The sequence below is a fragment of the Pseudomonas sp. B21-031 genome (assembly GCF_024748985.1).
In the GTDB taxonomy this organism is placed as follows: Bacteria; Pseudomonadota; Gammaproteobacteria; order Pseudomonadales; family Pseudomonadaceae; genus Aquipseudomonas; species Aquipseudomonas kermanshahensis.
Genome location: NZ_CP087181.1, coordinates 4,452,967 through 4,473,828, shown reverse-complemented (window position 1 = coordinate 4,473,828; position 20,862 = coordinate 4,452,967). Strand labels below are relative to the sequence as shown.

Annotated in this window: 4 protein-coding genes; 3 read left to right on the top strand and 1 reads right to left on the bottom strand. The window is 65.6% G+C overall.

From position 1 onward, the window contains the following. Positions 1-24: 24 nt before the first annotated feature. Positions 25-477 carry an azurin gene (azu, locus tag LOY53_RS19850; RefSeq protein ID WP_252825409.1) on the bottom strand — a complete coding sequence of 151 codons (453 nt, stop codon included), beginning with the start codon at positions 475-477 and terminating at the stop codon, positions 25-27. 180 nt (positions 478-657) lie between these two features. Here azu and LOY53_RS19845 point away from each other — a divergent pair, with 180 nt between their 5' ends. From LOY53_RS19845 to LOY53_RS19835, 3 genes are all read left to right on the top strand, one after another. Continuing rightward, positions 658-1,641, top strand: coding sequence for a TauD/TfdA family dioxygenase (locus LOY53_RS19845; protein ID WP_252825407.1), 984 nt, complete (start codon positions 658-660; stop codon positions 1,639-1,641). A gap of 367 nt (positions 1,642-2,008) precedes the next feature. Next, positions 2,009-8,488, top strand: coding sequence for a non-ribosomal peptide synthetase (locus tag LOY53_RS19840; protein WP_258703170.1), 6,480 nt, complete (start codon positions 2,009-2,011; stop codon positions 8,486-8,488). A gap of 1 nt (position 8,489) precedes the next feature. Then, the gene (locus LOY53_RS19835; protein WP_258703169.1) at positions 8,490-20,861 is read left to right on the top strand and encodes a non-ribosomal peptide synthase/polyketide synthase; all 12,372 of its coding nucleotides are present in this window, start codon (positions 8,490-8,492) and stop codon (positions 20,859-20,861) included. Position 20,862: the final 1 nt, after the last annotated feature.

Genomic DNA, 20,862 nt, shown 5'->3' with positions numbered 1-20,862 from the left:
GTGGAGGTGGGCGGCGTGGCGGGGTCAGCTCCCGAGGGCCAGGGTGCCCTTCATCAAGGTGCTGTGGAACGGGAACGAGCAGTAAAAGCTGTAGGCAGTGCCGGCCTTCAACGACCGGGTGTCGAGGGTGACGCTGTCTTTTTCGCCACCGCCAATCAGGCGGGTATGGGCGATGACCCGGGTATCGCCTGGCTTCACGTAGTCCTGTGCCTCGCCTGCCTTCAGGCCGTCGTCCAGCACGCCCTGCATGTCTGCCTGGCTGCTCAGGACCCAGTTATGGCCCATCACGTTCTTCGGCATTTCGCCAGGGTGGGCGAGGGTGACGGTGAACGACGTGCAAGCCTTGGGGATGGTGATTTCGGCCTTGTCGAAGGTCATCTGGTCGGTGCCGTGTATTTCCACGGCACAGTGCTCGGCCGACCAGGCGACGGCAGGGGCCGCGGCAAGCAAGGCGAGGAGCAGAAGCTGGCGAGTCATGTAGGGTTCCTGGGCGATAAAAGGGTGCACATCGTTCAGACGAACCGGCGCGCGTTCGCTTTACCTTGTGTGTTCGCGCGGGTGAATTTCTGCCGGGCATGCTCGTTCATCTAGTCAGGCGCCCTGATGGCGCAGCATCCCTTTCGCCGCCACGGCGGCCCTGGCTTGAGGTGACGGTACATGAGTGAATTGCTGAGCTTTGCGATCGAACCCCTGGACGCCGCCCGCGGCGACCTGCCGCTGTTGGTGCGCGCGCCGGAGCCCGGCATCGAGTTGCTCGACGCGTTTGACGAGCTGAAACCGCTGGTTGACCGCCACCTGCTGCACGCCGGCGGCATCCTGTTCAGGGGGTTTCAGGTAGGCGGGGCTGAGGCTTTTCGCCAGTTCGCCGCCGCGTTCGGCCACCCGCTGCTCAACTACGAGTTCGGCTCTACGCCGCGCAGCAACGTGACCCAAGGCGTGTACACCTCGACCGAGTACCCGGCGCACCAGAGCATCCCGCTGCACAACGAGCAGGCCTACACCCTCGAGTGGCCGATGAAGATCTGGTTCTACAGCGTGATCCCCGCCGAGACCGGCGGTGAGACGCCGATTGCCGACAGCCGCGAGGTGTATCGGCGGATGCCAGCGCGTATCCGCGAGCGCTTGGTCGAGAAGGGCCTGATGTATGTGCGCAACTACGGCAACGGCCTGGACGTGGAATGGTCGCAGGTGTTCAACACCGAAGACCCGCGGCAGGTCGAGGCTTACTGCCGTGCGCATGCCATTGAATGCATCTGGAAGGAGGATGGCGAGTTGCGCACACGCCAACGCTGCCAGGTGGTGGCGCGGCATCCGGTGACGGGGGAGGACGTGTGGTTCAACCAGGCGCACCTGTTTCATGTGTCGAACCTGCAGCCGGAGGTGCGGGAGTCGTTGATGGATATCGTCGAGGAAGAGGACCTGCCGCGTAATGTGTATTACGGCGATGGGTCGGCCATTGAGGACGCGTTGCTTGATGAGGTACGCGGGGTATTGGATGAGTGCACCATCCGTTTTCCTTGGCTGGAGAATGATGTGCTGATGCTCGACAACATGCTCGCGGCGCATGCGCGTTCGCCGTTCACGGGGAAGCGCAAGGTGGTGGTGGCGATGGCGGAGGGGTATTCGCAGGTGGGGCGGTGACGAGGTGCATGCCTTGGGAGTTTTGTCGCCTGTGAGATCGAGCGCCGCCCGCGCGGCGCTTCGCAGCACAAGGCTGCTCCTACATCTGTTTCGGGCCAATTATTCCTGAGGCATTAGCGCGCGGACCCTTGGCGCCTGACACGATATCGAGTCGAACAAACAAGGCGGTCGCGCGCCTCTCTCACAGGCTTTACTGGCCGGAAACAGATGTAGGAGCAGCCTTGTGCTGCGAAGCGCCGCGCGGGCGGCGCTCGATCTCACCGGCGCTGCAAAACCCAAGGCATGCACCTATCAGCCCCAACCCCTAAATCAGCCCCCCATGCCTTCGTCTGACAGTTACCGCTCGACTGCCAGGACACCGCTCGACATGAATGCTGAACAGACGCTCAAACTCGCCCGCCGTTTCATCGAACTCAGCCCCGACAAGCGCCGCCTGTTCCTCAAGGCGCTGCAGGGCGAGGGCATGGACTTCTCGGTGCTGCCGATTGCGCCGGGTGTCGAGGTCGACGAGCGTGACCGGTTGTCCTACGCCCAGCGGCGCATGTGGTTCCTCTGGCAGCTCGACCCCCAAGGCGCAGCCTATAACCTGCCAATGGCCGTGCGCCTGAATGGCCCATTGGATCTGAGCGCCCTGCAACACGCCTTCGACGCCTTGGTCGCCCGCCACGAAACCCTGCGCACCCGCTTTGTCGCCGACGGCGATGACGTGCGTCAGCACGTGGACGCCGTCGCGGCCCCGCTGCAATTGCGCCAGGACTGCCTGAGCGAGCTGGCTGAAGCGGCCCGCCAACACACCCTCGAATCGATTGCCGAAGCAGAGGCCCTGGCGCCTTTTGACCTGGCCACCGGCCCGCTGCTGCGCGTGCGCCTGCTGCAACTGGCAGCGCAGGAACATGTCCTGCTGCTGACCCTGCACCACATCGTCGCCGATGGCTGGTCGATGAACGTGCTGATCGACGAATTCCTGCACCTCTACGACGCCGCCGTGGCCGGCACCCCAGCCACACTCGAGCCCCTGCCGATCCAGTACCGTGACTACGCCCTGTGGCAGCGCAGCTGGCTCGAGGCCGGTGAGCAGGACCGCCAGCTGGCGTACTGGCAGGCGCGCCTGGGCGATGATCACTCCCCACTGGAGCTGCCGCTGGACCGCACCCGTAACGGCCGGCCAAGCTACCGCGGCGCTCGCCACGCATTCCCGATTGCTGCTGATGTCGGCGAGCGCCTGCGCGGCCTGGCGCGTCGGCACAACGTTACCTTGTTCATGGTTTTGCTGGCGGCCTTCAAGCTGCTGCTGCAGCGCTACAGCGGGCAGGGCGCAATCCGCGTCGGCGTGCCCATCGCCAACCGCAACCGCGCCGAAAGCCAGGGTTTGATCGGCTGCTTCATCAATACCCAAGTGCTGCACACCGAGCTCGACCCGCTGCTGGATATCACCGGCCTGTTGCAGCGCGTGCGCGAAACCGCCGTGGGCGCGCAGAGCCACCAGGACCTGCCGTTCGAGCAACTGGTCGAAGCCTTGGACCTGCCCCGCAGCACCGACAGCCCGCTGTTCCGCGTGCTGTTCAACCATCAGGCCCAGGTGGCGGATGTCGAAGCCATCAAGACCCGCTCCGGGCTGAGCCTGGCGCCGATCACGCTGGAAAAGCACAGCGCCCGTTTCGACCTGGCACTGGATACCCACGAGCGTGCCGGGCAGTTGCATGCGGCCTTCACCTATGCCCTGGACGTGTTCGATGCGGCCACTATCGAGGCCCTGGGCGAGCAATGGCTGGCCCTGGTGCAGGCGCTGGCCGATGACACCGCTGGCGCGGTGGGCGAGTTGCCGTTGCCGGGCCTGGCAGCCACTCGGGGTGTGCCAGGTCATTTGGTCGAACCACTGCTGGTTCACCAGCGCTTTGCCGACGCCGCCCGCCGCCACCCCGCGCGCACCGCAGTGATTGCCGCCGGCGAGGCAGCCAGCTACGCCGAGCTCGATGCCCGCGCCGAGGCCATCGCCGACAGGCTGGTCGAAGCCGGCGTGCAGCCAGACACCCTGGTCGGCGTGCTGGCTGACCGCAGTGTCGGCATGCTCGCCAGCATCCTCGGCGTGCTCAAGGCGGGCGGCGCGTACCTGCCCCTGGAGCCTGAACAACCGGCCGAACGCCTGGCCTACTTGCTCACCGACAGCGGCACCCAACGGGTGCTGGCCCCTGGCAACTGGCAGGCGGAGCTGCCTGAAGGCGTTTCCCGACTGGCGTGGGAACACACCCAAGCCCGCAGCCAAAAAACGCCACGCCCGAGTGCTGCCGCAGCCAACCTCGCCTACGTGATCTACACCTCCGGCACCACCGGCCAGCCCAAGGGCGTCGCAGTCAGCCATGGCGCCTTGGGCAACTACGTCGAGGGCATCGCCGCGCGCCTGCCGGTGGGGCAGATCCGCAGCATGGCGCAAGTCTCGACCCCGGCAGCGGACCTTGGCCACACCATGCTGTTCGGCGCCCTGTGCGGCGGCCAGACCTTGCACCTGATGCTGCGCGAGCAAGTGTTGGATGCCGAGGGCTTTGCGGCCTACCTGGCACAGCACCAGGTGGACGCCCTCAAGATTGTGCCCTCGCACCTGGAGGCCATGTTGGTCGCGGGTCGCGCGGCACTGCCTGGCCAGTGCCTGGTGCTGGGCGGTGAGGCCATCAGCCCGGGCCTGCTCGGCAAAATCCGCGCCCTGGCGCCGACACTCAAGGTGTTCAACCACTATGGCCCGACCGAAACCACGGTCGGCGTGCTGGTGGCTGAACTGGACGATCAGGCGTCGCTCGGCCAACCGCTGGCCAACGCTACCGTCAACGTGCTCGACAGCTGCCTGCAGCCACTGCCGGCCAAGGCCAAGGGTGAGCTGTACATCGGCGGCGCCGGCCTTGCCCGTGGCTACCTCGGCCGCCCGGCGCTGACCGCCGAGCGCTTCGTGCCCGACCCAAATAGTGCCCACGGCGAACGCCTGTACCGCAGTGGCGACTGGGTTCGGCACAACGCCGCTGGCGAGCTGCAGTTTGCTGGGCGCATGGACGGCCAGGTGAAAATCCGCGGTTACCGGGTGGAACTGGCCGAGATCGAGCACCAGTTGCGTGGCCTGGAAGGCGTCGCCAACGCCGTGGTCCGGGTCAAGGGCCAGGCACCGGAAGCGGTGCTGGCGGCCTGGCTGGTGCCCAGCCAAATGCCGGTAGACAGCCAAGCTTGGCAGGACACGATTCGCGCCACGCTCAAAGGCCTGCTGCCCGAGCACATGGTGCCGACCCATCTGATGGTGCTGGCGCAACTGCCGGTTACGGCCAACGGCAAGGTCGACGTCAAGGCGCTGCCCGAGCCGGTCGCCACCCAGGCCGCCTATCAGGCACCAGTGACCCCGCTGCAGGTGCAACTGGCGCAGATCTGGGCTGAAGTGCTGCAGGTGCCGAAAGTGGGCCTGAGCGACAACTTCTTTGCCTTGGGCGGGCACTCGCTGCTGGCCACCCAGGCCGTATCGCGGGTGCGCAAGCACCTGGGCCTGGACATCCCGCTGCGTACCCTGTTCGACACGGTCGACCTGCAGGCTTTCGCCCAGGCCGTGGCCGAGGGCGAGCAGGGTGCAGGGCTTGAGATCGAGATCCTCGACCGCGAGGAGCCACTGCCGGTGTCCCGCTCGCAAAACCGTCAGTGGCTGTTCTGGAAGCTCAACCCCGAAAGCCTGGCCTACAACACGCCAATGGCCGTGCGCATGCAAGGCCCCCTCGACCGTGCTGCGGTGCAGGCCGCGCTGGACGCGCTGGTGGCGCGCCACGAATCACTGCGCACGGTGTTCGTCGAAGCCAACGGTTTGCCGTGGCAACGCATCCTGCCCGCCGCCTCGGTGCCGATCGGTTTCGAAGACCTCAGTGGCCAGGACGACGCCGCGCAGATGCGCAAGCTCGAGGCCGAAGCCTTCGCCCCGTTCGACCTAGAGCACGGCCCACTGCTGCGTGCCCGCCTGTTCAAGGTGCATGCGCAGGAGCACCTGCTGTCGCTGACCCTGCACCACATCGTCTCCGACGGTTGGTCGATGAGCCTGCTGGTACGCGAGTTTGCAGCGGCCTACAACGCGGCCGCCAGCGGCCAGGTGCGGGCCATCGAACCGCTGCCGGTGCAGTACGCCGACTTCGCCGCCTGGCAGCGCAAATGGCTGGCCGAGGGGCAGATGCAGGCACAGATCGACTATTGGAAGGCGCGCCTGGAAGACGACTTCGAAGTCCTCGAACTGCCCGCCGACCGCATTCGCCCGCAGGTCAAAAGCTACCAGGGCAGCCGCTTCGATGTGCGCCTGCCGCTTGCCTTGACCGAGCGTCTGCGGGCATTGGCGGTGGCGTCCAATGCCACGCTGTTCCATGTCTTTTTGGCGGCCTATGCCATCGTGCTGTCGCGCTACAGCCGCAAGGATACGATCAACATCGGCGTGCCCGTCACCAACCGCAACCGCCTGGAGCTCGAAGGGCTGATCGGCTTCTTCATCAACGTGGTGGTGGCGCGGGTGGGCGTCGATGGCAGCCTGCCGTTCCCGCAGCTGCTGGCCGCGATCAAGGAGACCACGTTGCAGGCCCAGGCCAACAAGGACGTGCCGTTCCTTGAGGTCGCCGAAGCCCTGTACCCCGAGCGCGACCAGGGCGTGAACCCGTTCTTCCAGGTGCTGTACAACCACTTGCGCGACTTGGGCGAGCAGGTGTCCAGCGATGCCCTGCACGGCCTCAAGGTCCGGGAAGTGGACCTGCTGGAACCGGGCGCGCAATACGACATTTCGCTCAACACCCTGGAACGTTCCGACGGTGTAACGGCCTCGTTCAACTACTCCACCGACCTGTTCGATGCCCCGCGTATCGAGCGCATGGCCGGGCACTGGCAAGCGCTGCTCGAAGCCATCTGTGCCGAGCCGCAGCGCTGCATCGCCGAGCTGGACTTCTTGGCCGACGCTGAGCGCCGTCAACTGACTCAAGGCTGGAACCCGGCACCGCAGGCCAGCAGCGGCCTGTGCGCGCACCAGTTGCTGGAACGCCAGGCAAGTGCGCGGCCGGACGCCGTGGCGCTTATTTTCGACGACCAGCAACTGAGCTACGCCGAGCTGGACCGCTGCAGTAACCAGTTGGCCCACCGCCTGCGTGCCCTGGGCGTAGGCCCGGAGCGCCTGGTAGGTGTAGCCGTCGAGCGGGGCCTGGGCATGGCGCTGGCGTTGATCGCCATTCACAAGGCTGGCGGTGCCTATGTGCCGCTGGACCCGGACTACCCGCAAGAGCGCCTGGCGTACATGGTCGAGGACAGCGGCATCGGCCTGCTGCTGGCCGATGCGCCGTCGCTGGCGCGCTTGCAGCTGGATAAGCAACTGCCTTGCGTGGTGCTCGAACCCGGCACCCAGTGGCTGCACGCCTGGCCGGCCGAGCCGCTGCCAAACCTGGCCGCGCCGCACAACCTCGCCTACGTCATCTACACCTCCGGTTCCACCGGCATGCCCAAGGGCGTGGCCATCGATCACCATGCCTTGTCGGTGTTCTGTCAGGTGGCTGGCGACTACTCGCGCCTGAGCCCGGAAGACCGTGTGCTGCAGTTCGCCACCTTCAGCTTCGACGGCTTCATCGAGCAGTTTTTCCCGCCGCTGGCGCAAGGCGCTTGCGTGGTGCTGCGCGACCTGCGGCTGTGGGACACCAACACCCTGGTGGACGAGATCAACCGCCACGGGGTTACCGTGGCCGACCTGCCGGCGGCCTACTGGCGCCTATTGGCCCTGGAGCGTCGCGCACCCGAGGCCTATGGCCGGCTCAAGCAGATCCACGTGGGCGGTGAAGCGGTGCCGGAGGATGCCCTGCGCGCCTGGCTGGCCGACGGGCCGCCGGCGGTGCGCCTGCTCAACACCTACGGCCCGACCGAGGCGACCGTGGTCGCCACCACGTTCGATTGCTCGCCAATGACGCCCGAGCAGATCAGCGCAGGCGGCGTGCCGATTGGCCGAGCGTTGCCAGGCCGGACCTTGCACGCCCTGGACGACGGCCTGGCGCCGACCCCGGTCGGCGTGTCGGGCGAACTGTTCATCGGCGGGGCAGGGTGCCTGGCGCGGGGTTACCACCAACGCCCATCGCTGACAGCCGAACGTTTCATTCCCGATCCGTTCGACCCCGTCGGCGGAGGCCGGTTGTACCGCACCGGCGACCTTGGCCACTACGACGAGCAGGGGCAACTGGCCTATCGCGGGCGAGCTGACCACCAGGTGAAGGTGCGCGGTTTCCGCATTGAACTGGGCGAGATCGAGCAGTACCTGCGCGCGCACCCGGATGTGCGCGAGGCAACGGTATTGGCCATCGACCTGCCCAGTGGCAAGCAGCTGTGCGCCTATGCCGTGCCTGTCGAAGGCAGCACTGGCGACCTGCGCCAGGCGCTCAAGCAGTACCTCAAGGCCAGCCTGCCGGACTACATGATCCCGTCCTACCTGGTGACCTTGCCGAACATGCCGCTGACCCCCAGCGGCAAGCTCGACCGCAAGGCGCTGCCGCTGCCCGACCCCAGCCAGCCGCAGCACGACTACGAAGCGCCGCAGACCGAACTGCAACAGCAACTGGCGCAGATCTGGGCGCAATTGCTGAACCTCGGCCAGGTTGGCCTGAACGACAACTTCTTCGAGCTCGGCGGCCACTCCCTGCTGGCCGCACAGGCGGTTTCGCGCATCAACGTGGAGCTGGGCCTGGACCTGCCCCTGCGGCTGATCTTCGCCCACCCCGAGCTGCGTGCGTTCGCCCAGGCACTGGACGAGCAGGGCCTGTCGCTGAGCGACGACGGCCTGAGTGATATCGAAAAAATGATGAATGAATTCACAGAGGCCTGACATGGAACTCACTGCAGCACAACGCATTGCCCAACGCTTCGTCGGCCTCCCTGTGGAGCAGCGTCAGCAGATTCTGGAGAAAATGCAGGCCACTGGGCAAAGCTTCCGCCTGTTGCCCATCGTGCCCGCACGCCAGGGCCTGGCGCGCATTCCTTTGTCGTTTGCCCAGCAGCGCTTGCTGTTCCTCTGGCAGTTGGAGCCCGACAGCCCGGCCTATAACGTGCCGATGGCCGTGCGCCTGAAGGGCGCACTCGACCTGGCGGTATTGCAGCAGGCGCTGGATGCGCTGGTCAGCCGTCACGAGTCGCTGCGTACCCGCTTCGTCTCGGATGAAGGCGAGTTCCATCAGGACATTCTCGACACCTGCCCGCTGGTGCTGGACGTGGTCGAGTGCCAGGACGATGAAGGCGCCTTGAGCGTGGCTGTCGATGCCGCGCTGAAGCAGCCGTTCGACCTGCTGGCCGGGCCGTTGATGCGGGTTACGCTGCTGCGCGTGGACGCCGAGCACCATGTGCTGGCCCTGAGCATGCACCACATCATCTCCGACGGTTGGTCGAGCGACCTGCTGGTGCAGGAATTCATCCAGCTGTACACCGCGTTGGCTGAAGGCCGCCAGGCCGTATTGCCGGCCCTGCCGATCCAGTACGCGGATTATGCGATCTGGCAGCGTGCCTGGCTGGAGGCCGGTGAGGCCCAGCGCCAGCTGGCGTACTGGCAGGCGCAACTGGGTGACGAGCAGCCGTTGCTGAGCCTGCCGCTGGACTTCGAGCGGCCCGCCACGCCGAGCTATCGCGGCGCGGTGCTCAAACTGAACATCGGCGCGGAGCAGGCCGAGGCTTTGCGTACCCAGGCACGCAAAGGCGGCCACACCGTATTCGTGCTGATGCTGGCGGCCATGGCGGTGGTGCTGTCGCGCTACAGCGGGCAGTCGGACATCCGCATCGGCGCGCCGAATGCCGGGCGTAACCGCACCGAGCTGGAAGGCCTGATCGGCTTTTTCATCAATACCCAAGTGCTGCGTGTGCAGGTGGACGAGCGCGCGACCTTCGCTGCGCTGATGGAGCAGGTCAAGGACGTAATTGGCGGCGCCCAGTCGCACCAAGAGCTGCCGTTCGAGCACCTGGTGGATGCCTTGCTGCCAGAACGCAACCTGGCCCACAACCCGCTGTTCCAATTCAAGATCAACCAGCACGTGGCGGCCGGCGACCCCTCGCGCAAGCGCCTGGGCGAGCTGGAGGTAGAAGGCTTTGCCCGTGAAGGGGGCGATGCGCGCTTTGACCTGGCCTTCGACTTCTCGGACAAAGCCGATGGCATAGAGGGGTATTTCACCTACGCCACCGACCTGTTCGAGCAGGCCACCATTGAGCGCTTGGCGGATTCGCTGCGGCGTGTGCTGGACGTGCTCAGCCACGCTCAGCACACGCCGATCGTCGAGCACCTTGAAGTGGCGGCGCAGCAGCAGGCCGCGCCAGCAGCTTACCCGCACCGCGACTTCCTCGCCTTGTGGCACCAGGCGATGGCCCAAGGGCAGGCCCAGGGTGGCGTGCGTGCAGGTGACCGCTTCATGACCCAGGCCGGGCTGGACGCTGCGTCCAACCGCGTGGCCGACTACCTGCGCCAGCGCGGCGTCGGTGCTGGCAGCATCGTTGCCCTGTGCCTGCCGCGCTCCATTGAGTGGGTCACGGCCTTGCTGGCAGTCCTCAAGACCGGGGCCGCCTACCTGCCGCTGGACACCCAGCAGCCGCAGGAGCGCTTGCAGCAGTTGATCGTCGACAGTGGCGCTGCCGTGCTGCTGCATGAGCCTGGCGAAACACGCTTCGCGGGCCTCGACGGGGTGCAGGCGGTTGCCTGTGAAGCCGCCACCTGGGCAGGCTGCAGCGACAGCCGAGTAGAGGTCGCGGTCAGCCCTGAACAGCCGGCCTACCTCATCTACACCTCGGGCTCGACCGGCCAGCCGAAAGGCGTGGTGGTCAGCCATGGGGCGCTGGCCAGCTACCTCCAGGCCATGCTGGAGCGCCTGCAACTGCCTGCCGGCGCGAGCATGGCCATGGTGTCCACCACCGCCGCCGACCTGGGCCACACCGTGCTGTTCGGTGCCCTGGCCTCGGGCCGCCTGCTGCATTTGTTGCCGCAAGAACTGGCCTTCGATCCCGACGGTTTCGCCGGCTACATGGCGCAGCACCAGGTGGGCGTGGTGAAGCTGGTGCCAAGCCACCTGCAAGGCCTGCTACAAGCGTCCCGCGCCGCCGAGGTGCTGCCTGCCGAAGCGTTGATTCTGGGCGGCGAAGCGTGCCCTTGGAGCCTGCTGGAAAAAGTCCGTGAGTTGCGCCCGGGGTGCCGGGTGATCAACCACTACGGCCCGACCGAGACCACGGTCGGCGTGCTGACCTTCGAGCCAGGCCAGCGTCTGCAAGGCTGCCGCACAGTGCCAGTCGGTCGCCCGCTGGGCAATGCCTGCGCCCAGGTGCTCGATGGTTACCTCAACCCGCTGGCGCCGCACGTGGTCGGCGAGCTGTACCTGGGTGGGCAGGGTGTTGCCCAGGGCTACCTGGGCCAGCCGGGGCTCACGGCCGAGCGCTTTGTACCGGCTGCGGGTGGCGCCCGCCTGTACCGCACGGGCGACCGAGCGCGAATGAGCGCGGAAGGCCTGATCGAATTCATCGGGCGTGCCGATGACCAAGTGAAAATCCGTGGCTATCGCGTCGAGCCGGGTGAAATCGGCCGAGTCATCGCCGGGCTGCCCGGTGTCAGCGACGCCGTGGTCCTGGCCGTGCCACTGGAAGGCGATGCCGTGCGCCTGCAGTTGGTGGCCTACGTGGTGGCTGAAGGGGGCATGAGCACGCAGCAGTTGCAGGCGCACCTGCAGGCGCGCCTGCCTGACTACATGGTGCCCGCACACATCCTGTTGCTCGAGCGCCTGCCACTGACCGCCAACGGCAAGCTCGACAAGCGTGCCTTGCCCACACCGGGCGCGGTAAGCCGCGGCTATGTGGCCCCAGAAGGCGAGATCGAAGAGAAGCTCGCCGCCGTGTGGGCCGATGTGCTCAAGCTGGAACGCGTGGGCAGCAGCGACAACTTCTTCGAGTTGGGTGGCGACTCCATCCTCAGCCTGCAAATCATTGCCCGGGCCAAGCGCCAAGGCATCAAGATCACCCCCAAGCAACTGTTCGAGCAGCAGACCGTTGGCCAGCTGGCCCAGGTCGCCAAGCGCATCGAAGCCAAGCAACCGCTTGCAGCCCCCGTGGATACCGCGACCCGCGGTGAGGTGGCGCTGCTGCCGGCCCAGGTGCGTTTCTTCGAAATGGACATCGCCCAGCCTGCGCATTGGAACCAGTCGGTGCTGCTGAAACCGGCCCAGCGTGTGCAAGTGGAGCACCTGGAAGCGGCCCTGCGTGCGGTGCTGGAACAGCACGATGCCTTGCGCCTGCGCTTCAGCCGCCAGAACGGCCAGTGGCAGGCCCGCTTCCAGGCCCTGGACGCTTCGCCGGTGGTGCGCCAGCGCAGCCTCGCGGCGTTGAGCGAACTGGACGCTGCGGGCACCGAGGTGCAAGCCAGCCTCGACCTGGAGCACGGGCCGCTGCTGCGTGCCGAACTGTTCGACGTCGCCGATGGCCAGCAGCGTTTGCTGTTGGTCATTCACCACCTGGTGGTAGACGGCGTGTCCTGGCGGGTACTGCTGGAGGATCTGCAAGAGGCTTACCAGCAACGCCTGAACGGGCAAGTCGTTAGCCTGCCGGCCAAAACCTGCGCCGTGAAAACCTGGGCAGAGCGCCTGGTCACTCACGCCAGCAGCCCAGCGTTGCACGCCCAGGCTGACTACTGGCAGCACGTGCTGCAAGGCAGCCTGGCAGAACTGCCGCGTGACAACCCGCAGGGCAGCCTGGGCAACCAGCATGCCCGCACCGCTGCATCGCGGTTGGATGCCGCGCGTACCGCCCAGTTACTGAAGCAGGCATCCGCCGCCTACCGCACCCAGGTCAACGACCTGCTGCTGACCGCGCTGGCGCGTACCCTGTGCCAGTGGAGCGCGCAGGACGAGGTGCTGGTGCAACTGGAAGGCCATGGCCGCGAAGACCTGTTCGACGACCTTGACCTCAGCCGCACGGTGGGTTGGTTCACCAGCGTGTTCCCGGTACGCCTTGCCCCTGGCCAGGCGCTGGGCCCGTCGATCAAGGCAATCAAAGAGCAATTGCGCGCGGTGCCGGACAAGGGCATCGGTTACGGCTTGCTGCGTTACCTGGGCGACACCCCGGTACGTGAGCGGCTCAGCGGCACTGCGCAGCCACGCGTCACCTTCAACTACCTGGGCCAGTTCGACAGCAGTTTCACGACCGACGATACCGCCTTGTTCAGCCCGAGCGGCGAAAGCGCCGGGCGTACCCAATGCGCCGGTGCGCAACTGGGCAACTGGCTGAGCATCACCGGCCAGGTGTATGGCGGCGAGCTGTTCCTGGAGTGGACCTACAGCGACGACGTCTACCGCGCGGAAACCATCCAGCAGTTGGCCCAGGCCTACGAGCAGGCACTGGCCGAGTTGGTCGAGCATTGCTGCCAGGCGCAACAGCACGGCGTGACGCCTTCGGACTTCCCATTGGCCGCGCTCACCCAGGGCCAGTTGGACAGCTTGCCTGTACCTGCGGCGCAGATCGCCGATGTGTATCCGCTGTCGCCGATGCAGCAGGGCATGCTGTTCCACACCCTGTACGATCAGCAGGCCGGCAATTACATCAATCAATTGCGGGTCGATGTCGAAGGGCTGGATGTGCAGCGCTTCAAGCAGGCCTGGCAGGCTGCGCTCGATGCCCATGACATCCTGCGCAGCAGTTTCGTCCTGCAGGGCGAGCTGGAGCAGGCCGTGCAGGTGGTGCGCAAATCGGTGGCGTTGCCGTGCAGCGAGCATGACTGGCGTGGCCAGCCGGCGCTTGAGCAGGCCCTGCAGGCGCTGGCCGAAGGCGAGCGCCAACAAGGCTTCGAGCTGACCGAAGCGCCGCTGCTGCGCCTGGTGCTGGTGCAAACGGGCGAAGCCCGCCACCACCTGATCTACACCAACCACCACATCTTGATGGATGGCTGGAGCACCTCACGCCTGCTGGGTGAAGTGCTACAGCGTTACGCAGGCATGGCGCCAAAGGCCCAGGCCACGCACTACCGTGACTATATCGCCTGGCTGCAAGGCCAGGACGCGGCGGTCGCCGAGGCCTTCTGGCAGGCCCAGCTGGCCGCGCTCGACGCCCCGACGCGCCTGGCCCAGGCCATTGCCGGGAGCGCGGGCGATGCGGGCAGCGGCTATGGTGATCATCGCCTGGCCCTCGATGCCGAGCAGACCGCCCGCATCGAAGCCTTCGCCCGGGCTAACCGCGTTACCGTCAACACCCTGGTGCAATCGGCCTGGCTGCTGCTGTTGCAGCGCTATACCGGCCAGGCCAGTGTCTGCTTCGGCGCCACCGTGGCCGGCCGCCCGGCAGATTTGGCAGGCGTTGAGGAGCAGATCGGCCTGTTCATCAACACCCTGCCGGTGATTGGCGCACCCCGTGCCGAGCAGACGGTAGCCGAGTGGATCAGCCAGGTGCAGGCTTGCAACCTGGCCGTGCGCGAGTTCGAGCACACCCCGTTGTACGACGTGCAGCGCTGGGCCGGGCAGGGCGGTGACGCGCTGTTCGACAGCATTCTGGTGTTCGAGAACTACCCGGTGTCCGAGGCGCTGCAACAAGGTGCGCCGGGCGGGTTGCGCTTTGGCGACGTGGCTGTGCAAGAGCAGACTAACTACCCGCTGACGCTGGTAGTAGAACTGGGCGCGACCCTGTCGATGCAATACAGCCACGACCGTGCCCTGTGGAGTGACGAGAGCATTGGCCGGTTGGCGGGTTACTTCACCCACCTGCTGCAGGCATTGGTCGCCGATGCGGGTGCAGTGGTCGGCGAGCTGCCGATGCTGGGCCTGCAAGAGCAGCAGTTGATGGTCGAGGGCTGGAACGACACCGTCGCGGCGTACCCGAATGAGCGCAGCATTCACTCACTCATCGAAGCCCAGGTGTTCGCCACCCCGGACGCCCCGGCGTTGGTGTTCGGCGAGCAGACCCTGAGCTACGCCGAACTCAACGGCAAAGCCAACCAGCTGGCGCACAAGCTGCGTGAACTCGGCGTGGGCCCGGACGTGCTGGTGGGCATCGCCATGGAGCGCAGCCTGGAGATGGTCATCGGCTTGCTGGGTATCGTCAAAGCCGGTGGCGCCTATGTGCCGCTGGACCCGGAGTACCCGCAGGACCGCCTCAGCTACATGTTCGAGGACAGCGGCATCGCCTTACTGCTGACCCAGTCGCACCTGCGCGCTGCCTTGCCGATCCCGGCTGGCCTGCGCAGCCTGGACCTGGACAGCGAAAACCTCGATGGCTACAGCGATGCCAATCCTGGTATCGACGTGGCCCCGTTGAACCTCGCCTATGTGATCTACACCTCCGGCTCCACCGGCCGCCCGAAAGGCGCCGGCAACAGCCACCAGGCGCTGGTCAACCGCCTGTGGTGGATGCAGAAGGCCTACGGCCTGGACGCCAGTGACAGCGTGCTGCAGAAAACCCCGTTCAGCTTCGACGTGTCGGTGTGGGAGTTCTTCTGGCCGCTGATGACCGGCGCGCGCCTGGTCATGGCCCAGCCGGGTGCTCACCGCGACCCGCAGCTGCTGGTCGATACCATCAACCAGTACGCCATCAGCACGCTGCACTTCGTGCCGTCGATGCTGCAGGCGTTCATGACCCACGAGGCGGTGGAAAGCTGCCGCAGCCTCAAGCGTGTGGTGTGCAGTGGCGAGGCATTGCCGGCCGAGCTGGCGCGCCAGACCCTGCAACGCCTGCCAGGGGCCGGCCTGTACAACCTGTACGGCCCGACCGAAGCGGCCATCGACGTCACCCACTGGACCTGCCGCCCAGACGAAAGCATCAGCGTGCCGATCGGCCAGCCGATCGACAACCTCAAGACCCACATCCTCGAAGGCAGCCTGCAACCGGCGGTACGCGGCAGTGCCGGCGAGCTGTACCTGGGCGGCGTGGGCCTGGCCCGTGGTTACCACCAGCGCCCGGCGCTGACGGCCGAGCGCTTCGTGCCGGACCCGTTCAGCGACAACGGCGGGCGCCTGTACCGTACCGGTGACCTGGCGCGTTACAACGCCGATGGCGTGATCGACTACGCCGGGCGTCTCGACCACCAGGTGAAAATCCGCGGGTTGCGGATTGAACTGGGTGAAATCGAAGCGCGCCTGCTGGAGTTGCCTGCGGTGCAGGAAGCGGTGGTGCTGGCCCAGGACGGGCCGAGCGGCAAACAGTTGGTGGGCTATGTGGTACCGGCCGACAGCACGCAAGACGAGGCCGTATTGCGCGACAGCCTGCGTGAGGCCCTCAAGGCCGGCCTGCCGGATTACATGGTGCCCGCGCACCTGCTGCTGCTGGGCAAGCTGCCGGTAACACCGAACGGCAAGCTGGACCGCAAGGCCCTGCCGCAACCGGATGCCAGCCTGCTACAAGGCGAGTACGTGGCGCCGCAGAGTGAGCTGGAGCAACAGATCGCAGCGATCTGGGCGGATGTGCTGAAGCTGGAGAAGGTCGGCCTGACCGACAACTTCTTCGAGCTGGGCGGTGATTCGATCATCTCGCTGCAGGTGGTCAGCCGAGCACGCCTCATGGATATCCAGTTCACGCCCAAGGAGCTGTTCGAGGCCCAGACGGTGCAGGCTCTGGCTACCGTGGCCCGCCGTGAAGACAGCACGTTCATCGATCAGGGGGCTGTTACCGGTACGTTGCCACTTACCCCGATCCAGCACTGGTTCTTCGAGCGCGAGGTGCCCGAGCGCCATCACTGGAACCAGTCCGTACTGCTCAAGCCGAATACCAGCTTGCAGGCCACACAGCTGGACGCCGCCTTGCGTGCCCTGGTCGAGCATCACGATGCCTTGAGGTTGCGCTTTGTGCAGTCTGAAGCGACGGGCCAGGCCGAATTTGCCCAGGCGCAAGCGGCTCAACTGCTGTGGGTGCTTGACCTGCCGGACGCAGCGGCACTGGAGCACGTCGCCAACGATGCCCAGCGCAGCCTCGTGCTTGAGCAGGGTCCGCTGCTACGAGCTGTGCTGGCTTCGTTACCGGATGGCAGCCAGCGCTTGCTGCTGGTGATCCATCACCTGGTGGTGGATGGTGTGTCCTGGCGCGTCCTGCTGGAAGACCTGCAGCAGGCGTACCGCGCCCTCGCAGCGTTCGAGCCCGTCAGCCTGCCGGCCAAGACCAGTTCGTTCAAGGCCTGGGCAGAGCACTTGCAAGCCTACGCCCACGGCGCAGAATTGCAGGCCGAACTGGGCTACTGGCAAGGGCAGTTGCAGGACGCCAGTGATGCCTTGCCCTGTGACCACCTGCAGGGCAGCAATCAGCAGCGCCATGCCGCTTCGTTCACGACGCGTCTGGACCGTGAAACCACGCGGCAACTGTTGCAGGACGCCCCAGCAGCCTACCGTACTCAGATCAACGACCTGCTACTGACAGCGTTGGCACAGGTAGTCGGTGGCTGGACCCAGCGGGAAGAAGTATTGGTGCGCCTCGAAGGCCATGGCCGTGAAGACCTGTTCGATGACATCGACCTGAGCCGCACGGTGGGCTGGTTCACCAGCATGTACCCGGTCAAGCTCAGCCCCAAAGCTGACGTGGCGAGCTCGATCAAGACCATCAAGGAGCAACTGCGAGCGGTCCCGAACAAAGGCTTGGGCTACGGCCTGCTGCGTTACCTGGGCGGTGCCGAGGCCAGCGCGACCCTGGCGGCACTGCCGCAGGGCGAGATCGTGTTCAACTACCTGGGCCAGTTCGACGGCAGCTTCGATGAGTCGGGGCTGTTCGTGCCCGCGCAAGAAAATGATGGCATCAAGCAGAACGAAGCGTCTGCGCTGAGCAGCCTGCTTTCCCTGAGTGGTCAGGTTTACGGGGGTGAGCTGCGCCTGGAGTGGGGCTATAGCCAGGCCATCCATGAGGCCGAAACCATCGAACGGTTGGCGACAGCCTACCAGCAGGCGTTGACCGAGATCATTGCCCATTGCTGCCTGGAGCACAGCCGTGGCGTTACGCCATCGGACTTCCCGCTGGCCGGTCTCAACCAAGCTCAGCTGGACAGCCTGCCGGTGCCTGCCTCGCAGATTGCGGATGTCTACCCACTCTCGCCGATGCAGCAAGGGATGTTGTTCCACACGCTTTATGAAGAGCAGGCGGGTAACTACATCAACCAGTTGCGGGTGGATGTGGATGGCCTGGATGTGGAGCGCTTCAGGCAGGCCTGGCAAGCAGCGCTGGACGCCCACCCTGTACTGCGCAGCGGCTTCGTTTGGCAGGGCACGCTCGATCAGGCGGTGCAAGTGGTGCACAAGCGCGTGGCGCTGCCGTTTACCGAGCATGACTGGCGCGGCCTGCCTGAGCTGGAGCACGCGCTGCAGACACTTGCCGCCGGCGAGCGTGAGCAGGGCTTTACCCTGGACCAGGCACCTTTGTTGCGTTTGGTGCTGGTGCGTACCGGTGCTGGGCGCCACCAGTTGATCTACACCAGCCATCACATCCTCATGGATGGGTGGAGCAGCTCACGCTTGCTGGGCGAGGTGCTGCAACACTACGCCGGTTACCCGCTGCCGACCCTGGCAGGCAACTACCGTGACTACATCGCCTGGCTGCAACGCCAGGACGGTGCTGCGGCAGAAGCCTTCTGGAAGGTGCAGTTGAATGAATTGCAGGCCCCGACGCACCTGGTTCAAGCCATTTGCGAACCGCAGGCAAGCACAGGCACGGGCCAGCACGATCTGGAGCAACACTTTGACGCGCAGCAAACCGCTCGCATCGAAACCTTTGCCCGTGCCAACCGGGTTACCGTCAATACCTTGGTGCAAGCTGCCTGGTTGCTGGTGCTGCAGCGCTACACCGGCCAGGCCAGCGTGTGCTTCGGTGCCACGGTTGCGGGGCGCCCGGCTGAGCTGGCGGGCGTCGAGGAGCAAATCGGCCTGTTCATCAACACCCTGCCGGTAGTCGGTGCCCCGCGTGCGGAGCAAACCGTGGGTGACTGGATCGCCCAGGTGCAGGCGAGCAACCTGGCCCTGCGCGAGTTCGAACATACGCCGCTTTACGATGTACAGCGTTGGGCCGGCCTGGGCGGCGAGGCGCTGTTCGACACCTTGGTGGTCTTTGAAAGCTACCCAGTGTCCGAGGCACTCAAGCAGGGCGCGCCAGGTGGTTTGCAGTTTGGTGATGTGGGTATTCAGGAGCAGACCAACTACCCGTTGACCCTGTTGGTAAGCCTCGGCGAGACATTGTCGATCCAGTACCGCCATGACCTCGCGCGGTGGAACCCGGCCACCCTCCAGCAGGTCGCTCGCCACCTGAGCCATCTGCTGCAAGCCATGACTCAGGATGCAGGCCGAGTGCTCGGCGAGCTGTCGTTGTTTGCTGCCGATGAGCAACAACAGATCCTGCAAGGCTGGAACCCCAGCCACGGGCAGTATCCGGATCATCGCGCTATCCACCACCTGATAGAGGCCCAGGTGCAACGTGCACCGAACGCGCCGGCCCTGGCCTTCGGTGAGCAGACGATGAGCTATGGCGAGCTCAACCGCCGTGCCAACCGGCTGGCACACAAGCTGCGCGAGCTTGGCGTTGGCCCGGATGTGCGGGTGGGTATTGCCATGGAGCGCGGCCTGGAGATGGTGATTGGGCTGCTGGGCATCCTCAAGGCCGGCGGTGCTTATGTCCCGCTGGACCCAGGCTACCCGAGCGAGCGTCTGGCTTACCTGTTCGAAGACAGTGGTATCGAGCTGTTGCTGACCCAGCAGCATCTGGCCGACGCCCTGCCGGTGCCTGCTGAGGTGCAGTGCCTGGATATCGTCGCTGATGCGTTTGCCGGCTACAGCGATGCCAACCCGGCGATCGCGTTGACACCGGACAACCTGGCCTACGTGATCTACACCTCGGGCTCCACCGGCAAGCCCAAGGGCACCCTGCTGCCGCACGGCAACGTGGTGCGGTTGTTTGCAGCGACCCATGACTGGTTTGCCTTCGACGCGAGCGACGTATGGACGGTGTTCCACTCCTATGCCTTCGACTTCTCGGTGTGGGAGCTGTTCGGGGCGCTGGTGTATGGCGGCAAGGCGGTGATCGTGGCCAAGGATGTGGCTCGCGACTTCGACGCGTTCCATGCGTTGCTGGTGCGCGAGCACGTGACCGTGCTCAACCAGACGCCTTCGGCTTTCAAACAGCTGATGCCTGTTGCCTGTGAGCGGGCAACGGCAGGGCAGAAGCTGGCGCTGCGGCACGTGGTGTTTGGCGGCGAGGCGTTGGAAGTTGCAAGCCTCAAACCTTGGTTCGAGGTGTTCGGCGACAGCCAGCCACGGTTGATCAACATGTACGGCATCACTGAAACCACGGTGCATGTCACTTACCGGCCAATCACCCTCGAAGACTTGCACAAGGGCGCGACCAGCCCTATCGGCGAGGTCATTCCCGACCTTAGCTGGTACTTGCTCGATGCAGCGCTGCACCCTGCGGTACCCGGAGGGCATGGCGAGCTGGTGATCGGTGAGGCCGGCTTGGCCCGTGGCTACCACGGCCGTGCAGGGTTGACCGCCGAGCGCTTTGTGCCCAACCCGTTTGGCGCACACGGCGGTCGCCTGTACCGCTCGGGCGACCTGGCCCGCTACCGCACCGACGGGGTGATCGAGTACATGGGCCGTATCGACCATCAGGTGAAGATTCGAGGCTTCCGCATCGAACTGGGCGAGATCGAAGCCTGCTTGTTGAACCAGCAGGCAGTGCGTCAAGTCGCGGTCCTGGCCCAGGAGGGGCCGAGTGGCCCGCAACTGGTGGGGTATGTGGTGCCTGCCGACGTCGCGGCGCTCGCCAGCGTCGAGGCACAGGCTGCCCTGCGCGACACCTTGCGTGCTTCGCTCAAGGCTGACCTGCCGGATTACATGGTGCCAACACATCTGCTGTTGCTGGACACCTTGCCGCTCACCGTCAACGGCAAGCTCGACCGCAAGGCCTTGCCACAACCGGATGCACGCCTGCTGCAGAGCGAGTATCTCGCCCCGCGCAGTGAGCTTGAACAGCAAGTCGCAGCTGTCTGGGCCGAGGTACTGAAGCTGGAGAAAGTCGGGTTGACCGACAACTTCTTCGAACTGGGCGGCCATTCGCTGTTGGCAACCCAGGTGCTGGCCCGTCTGCAGATCGAGCTGGGCGTGAACCTGCCGCTGGCCCTGTTGTTCCAGGCTGAAAACCTGCAGGCCTACGCGGCCATGATCAGTGAACTGAATACCAATAGTGACGAAGACCTGGATGAGCTCCAGGACTTCATGAATGAGCTTGAGGCAATTTGAG

Excerpts from the sequence above, each read along its gene's own strand:
- LOY53_RS19845 (WP_252825407.1), top strand. The coding sequence starts at position 658 with ATGAGTGAATTGCTGAGCTTTGCGATCGAACCCCTGGACGCCGCCCGC.
- LOY53_RS19835 (WP_258703169.1), top strand. The coding sequence starts at position 8,490 with ATGGAACTCACTGCAGCACAACGCATTGCCCAACGCTTCGTCGGCCTC.
- LOY53_RS19840 (WP_258703170.1), top strand. The coding sequence starts at position 2,009 with ATGAATGCTGAACAGACGCTCAAACTCGCCCGCCGTTTCATCGAACTC.
- azu (WP_252825409.1), bottom strand. The coding sequence starts at position 477 with ATGACTCGCCAGCTTCTGCTCCTCGCCTTGCTTGCCGCGGCCCCTGCC.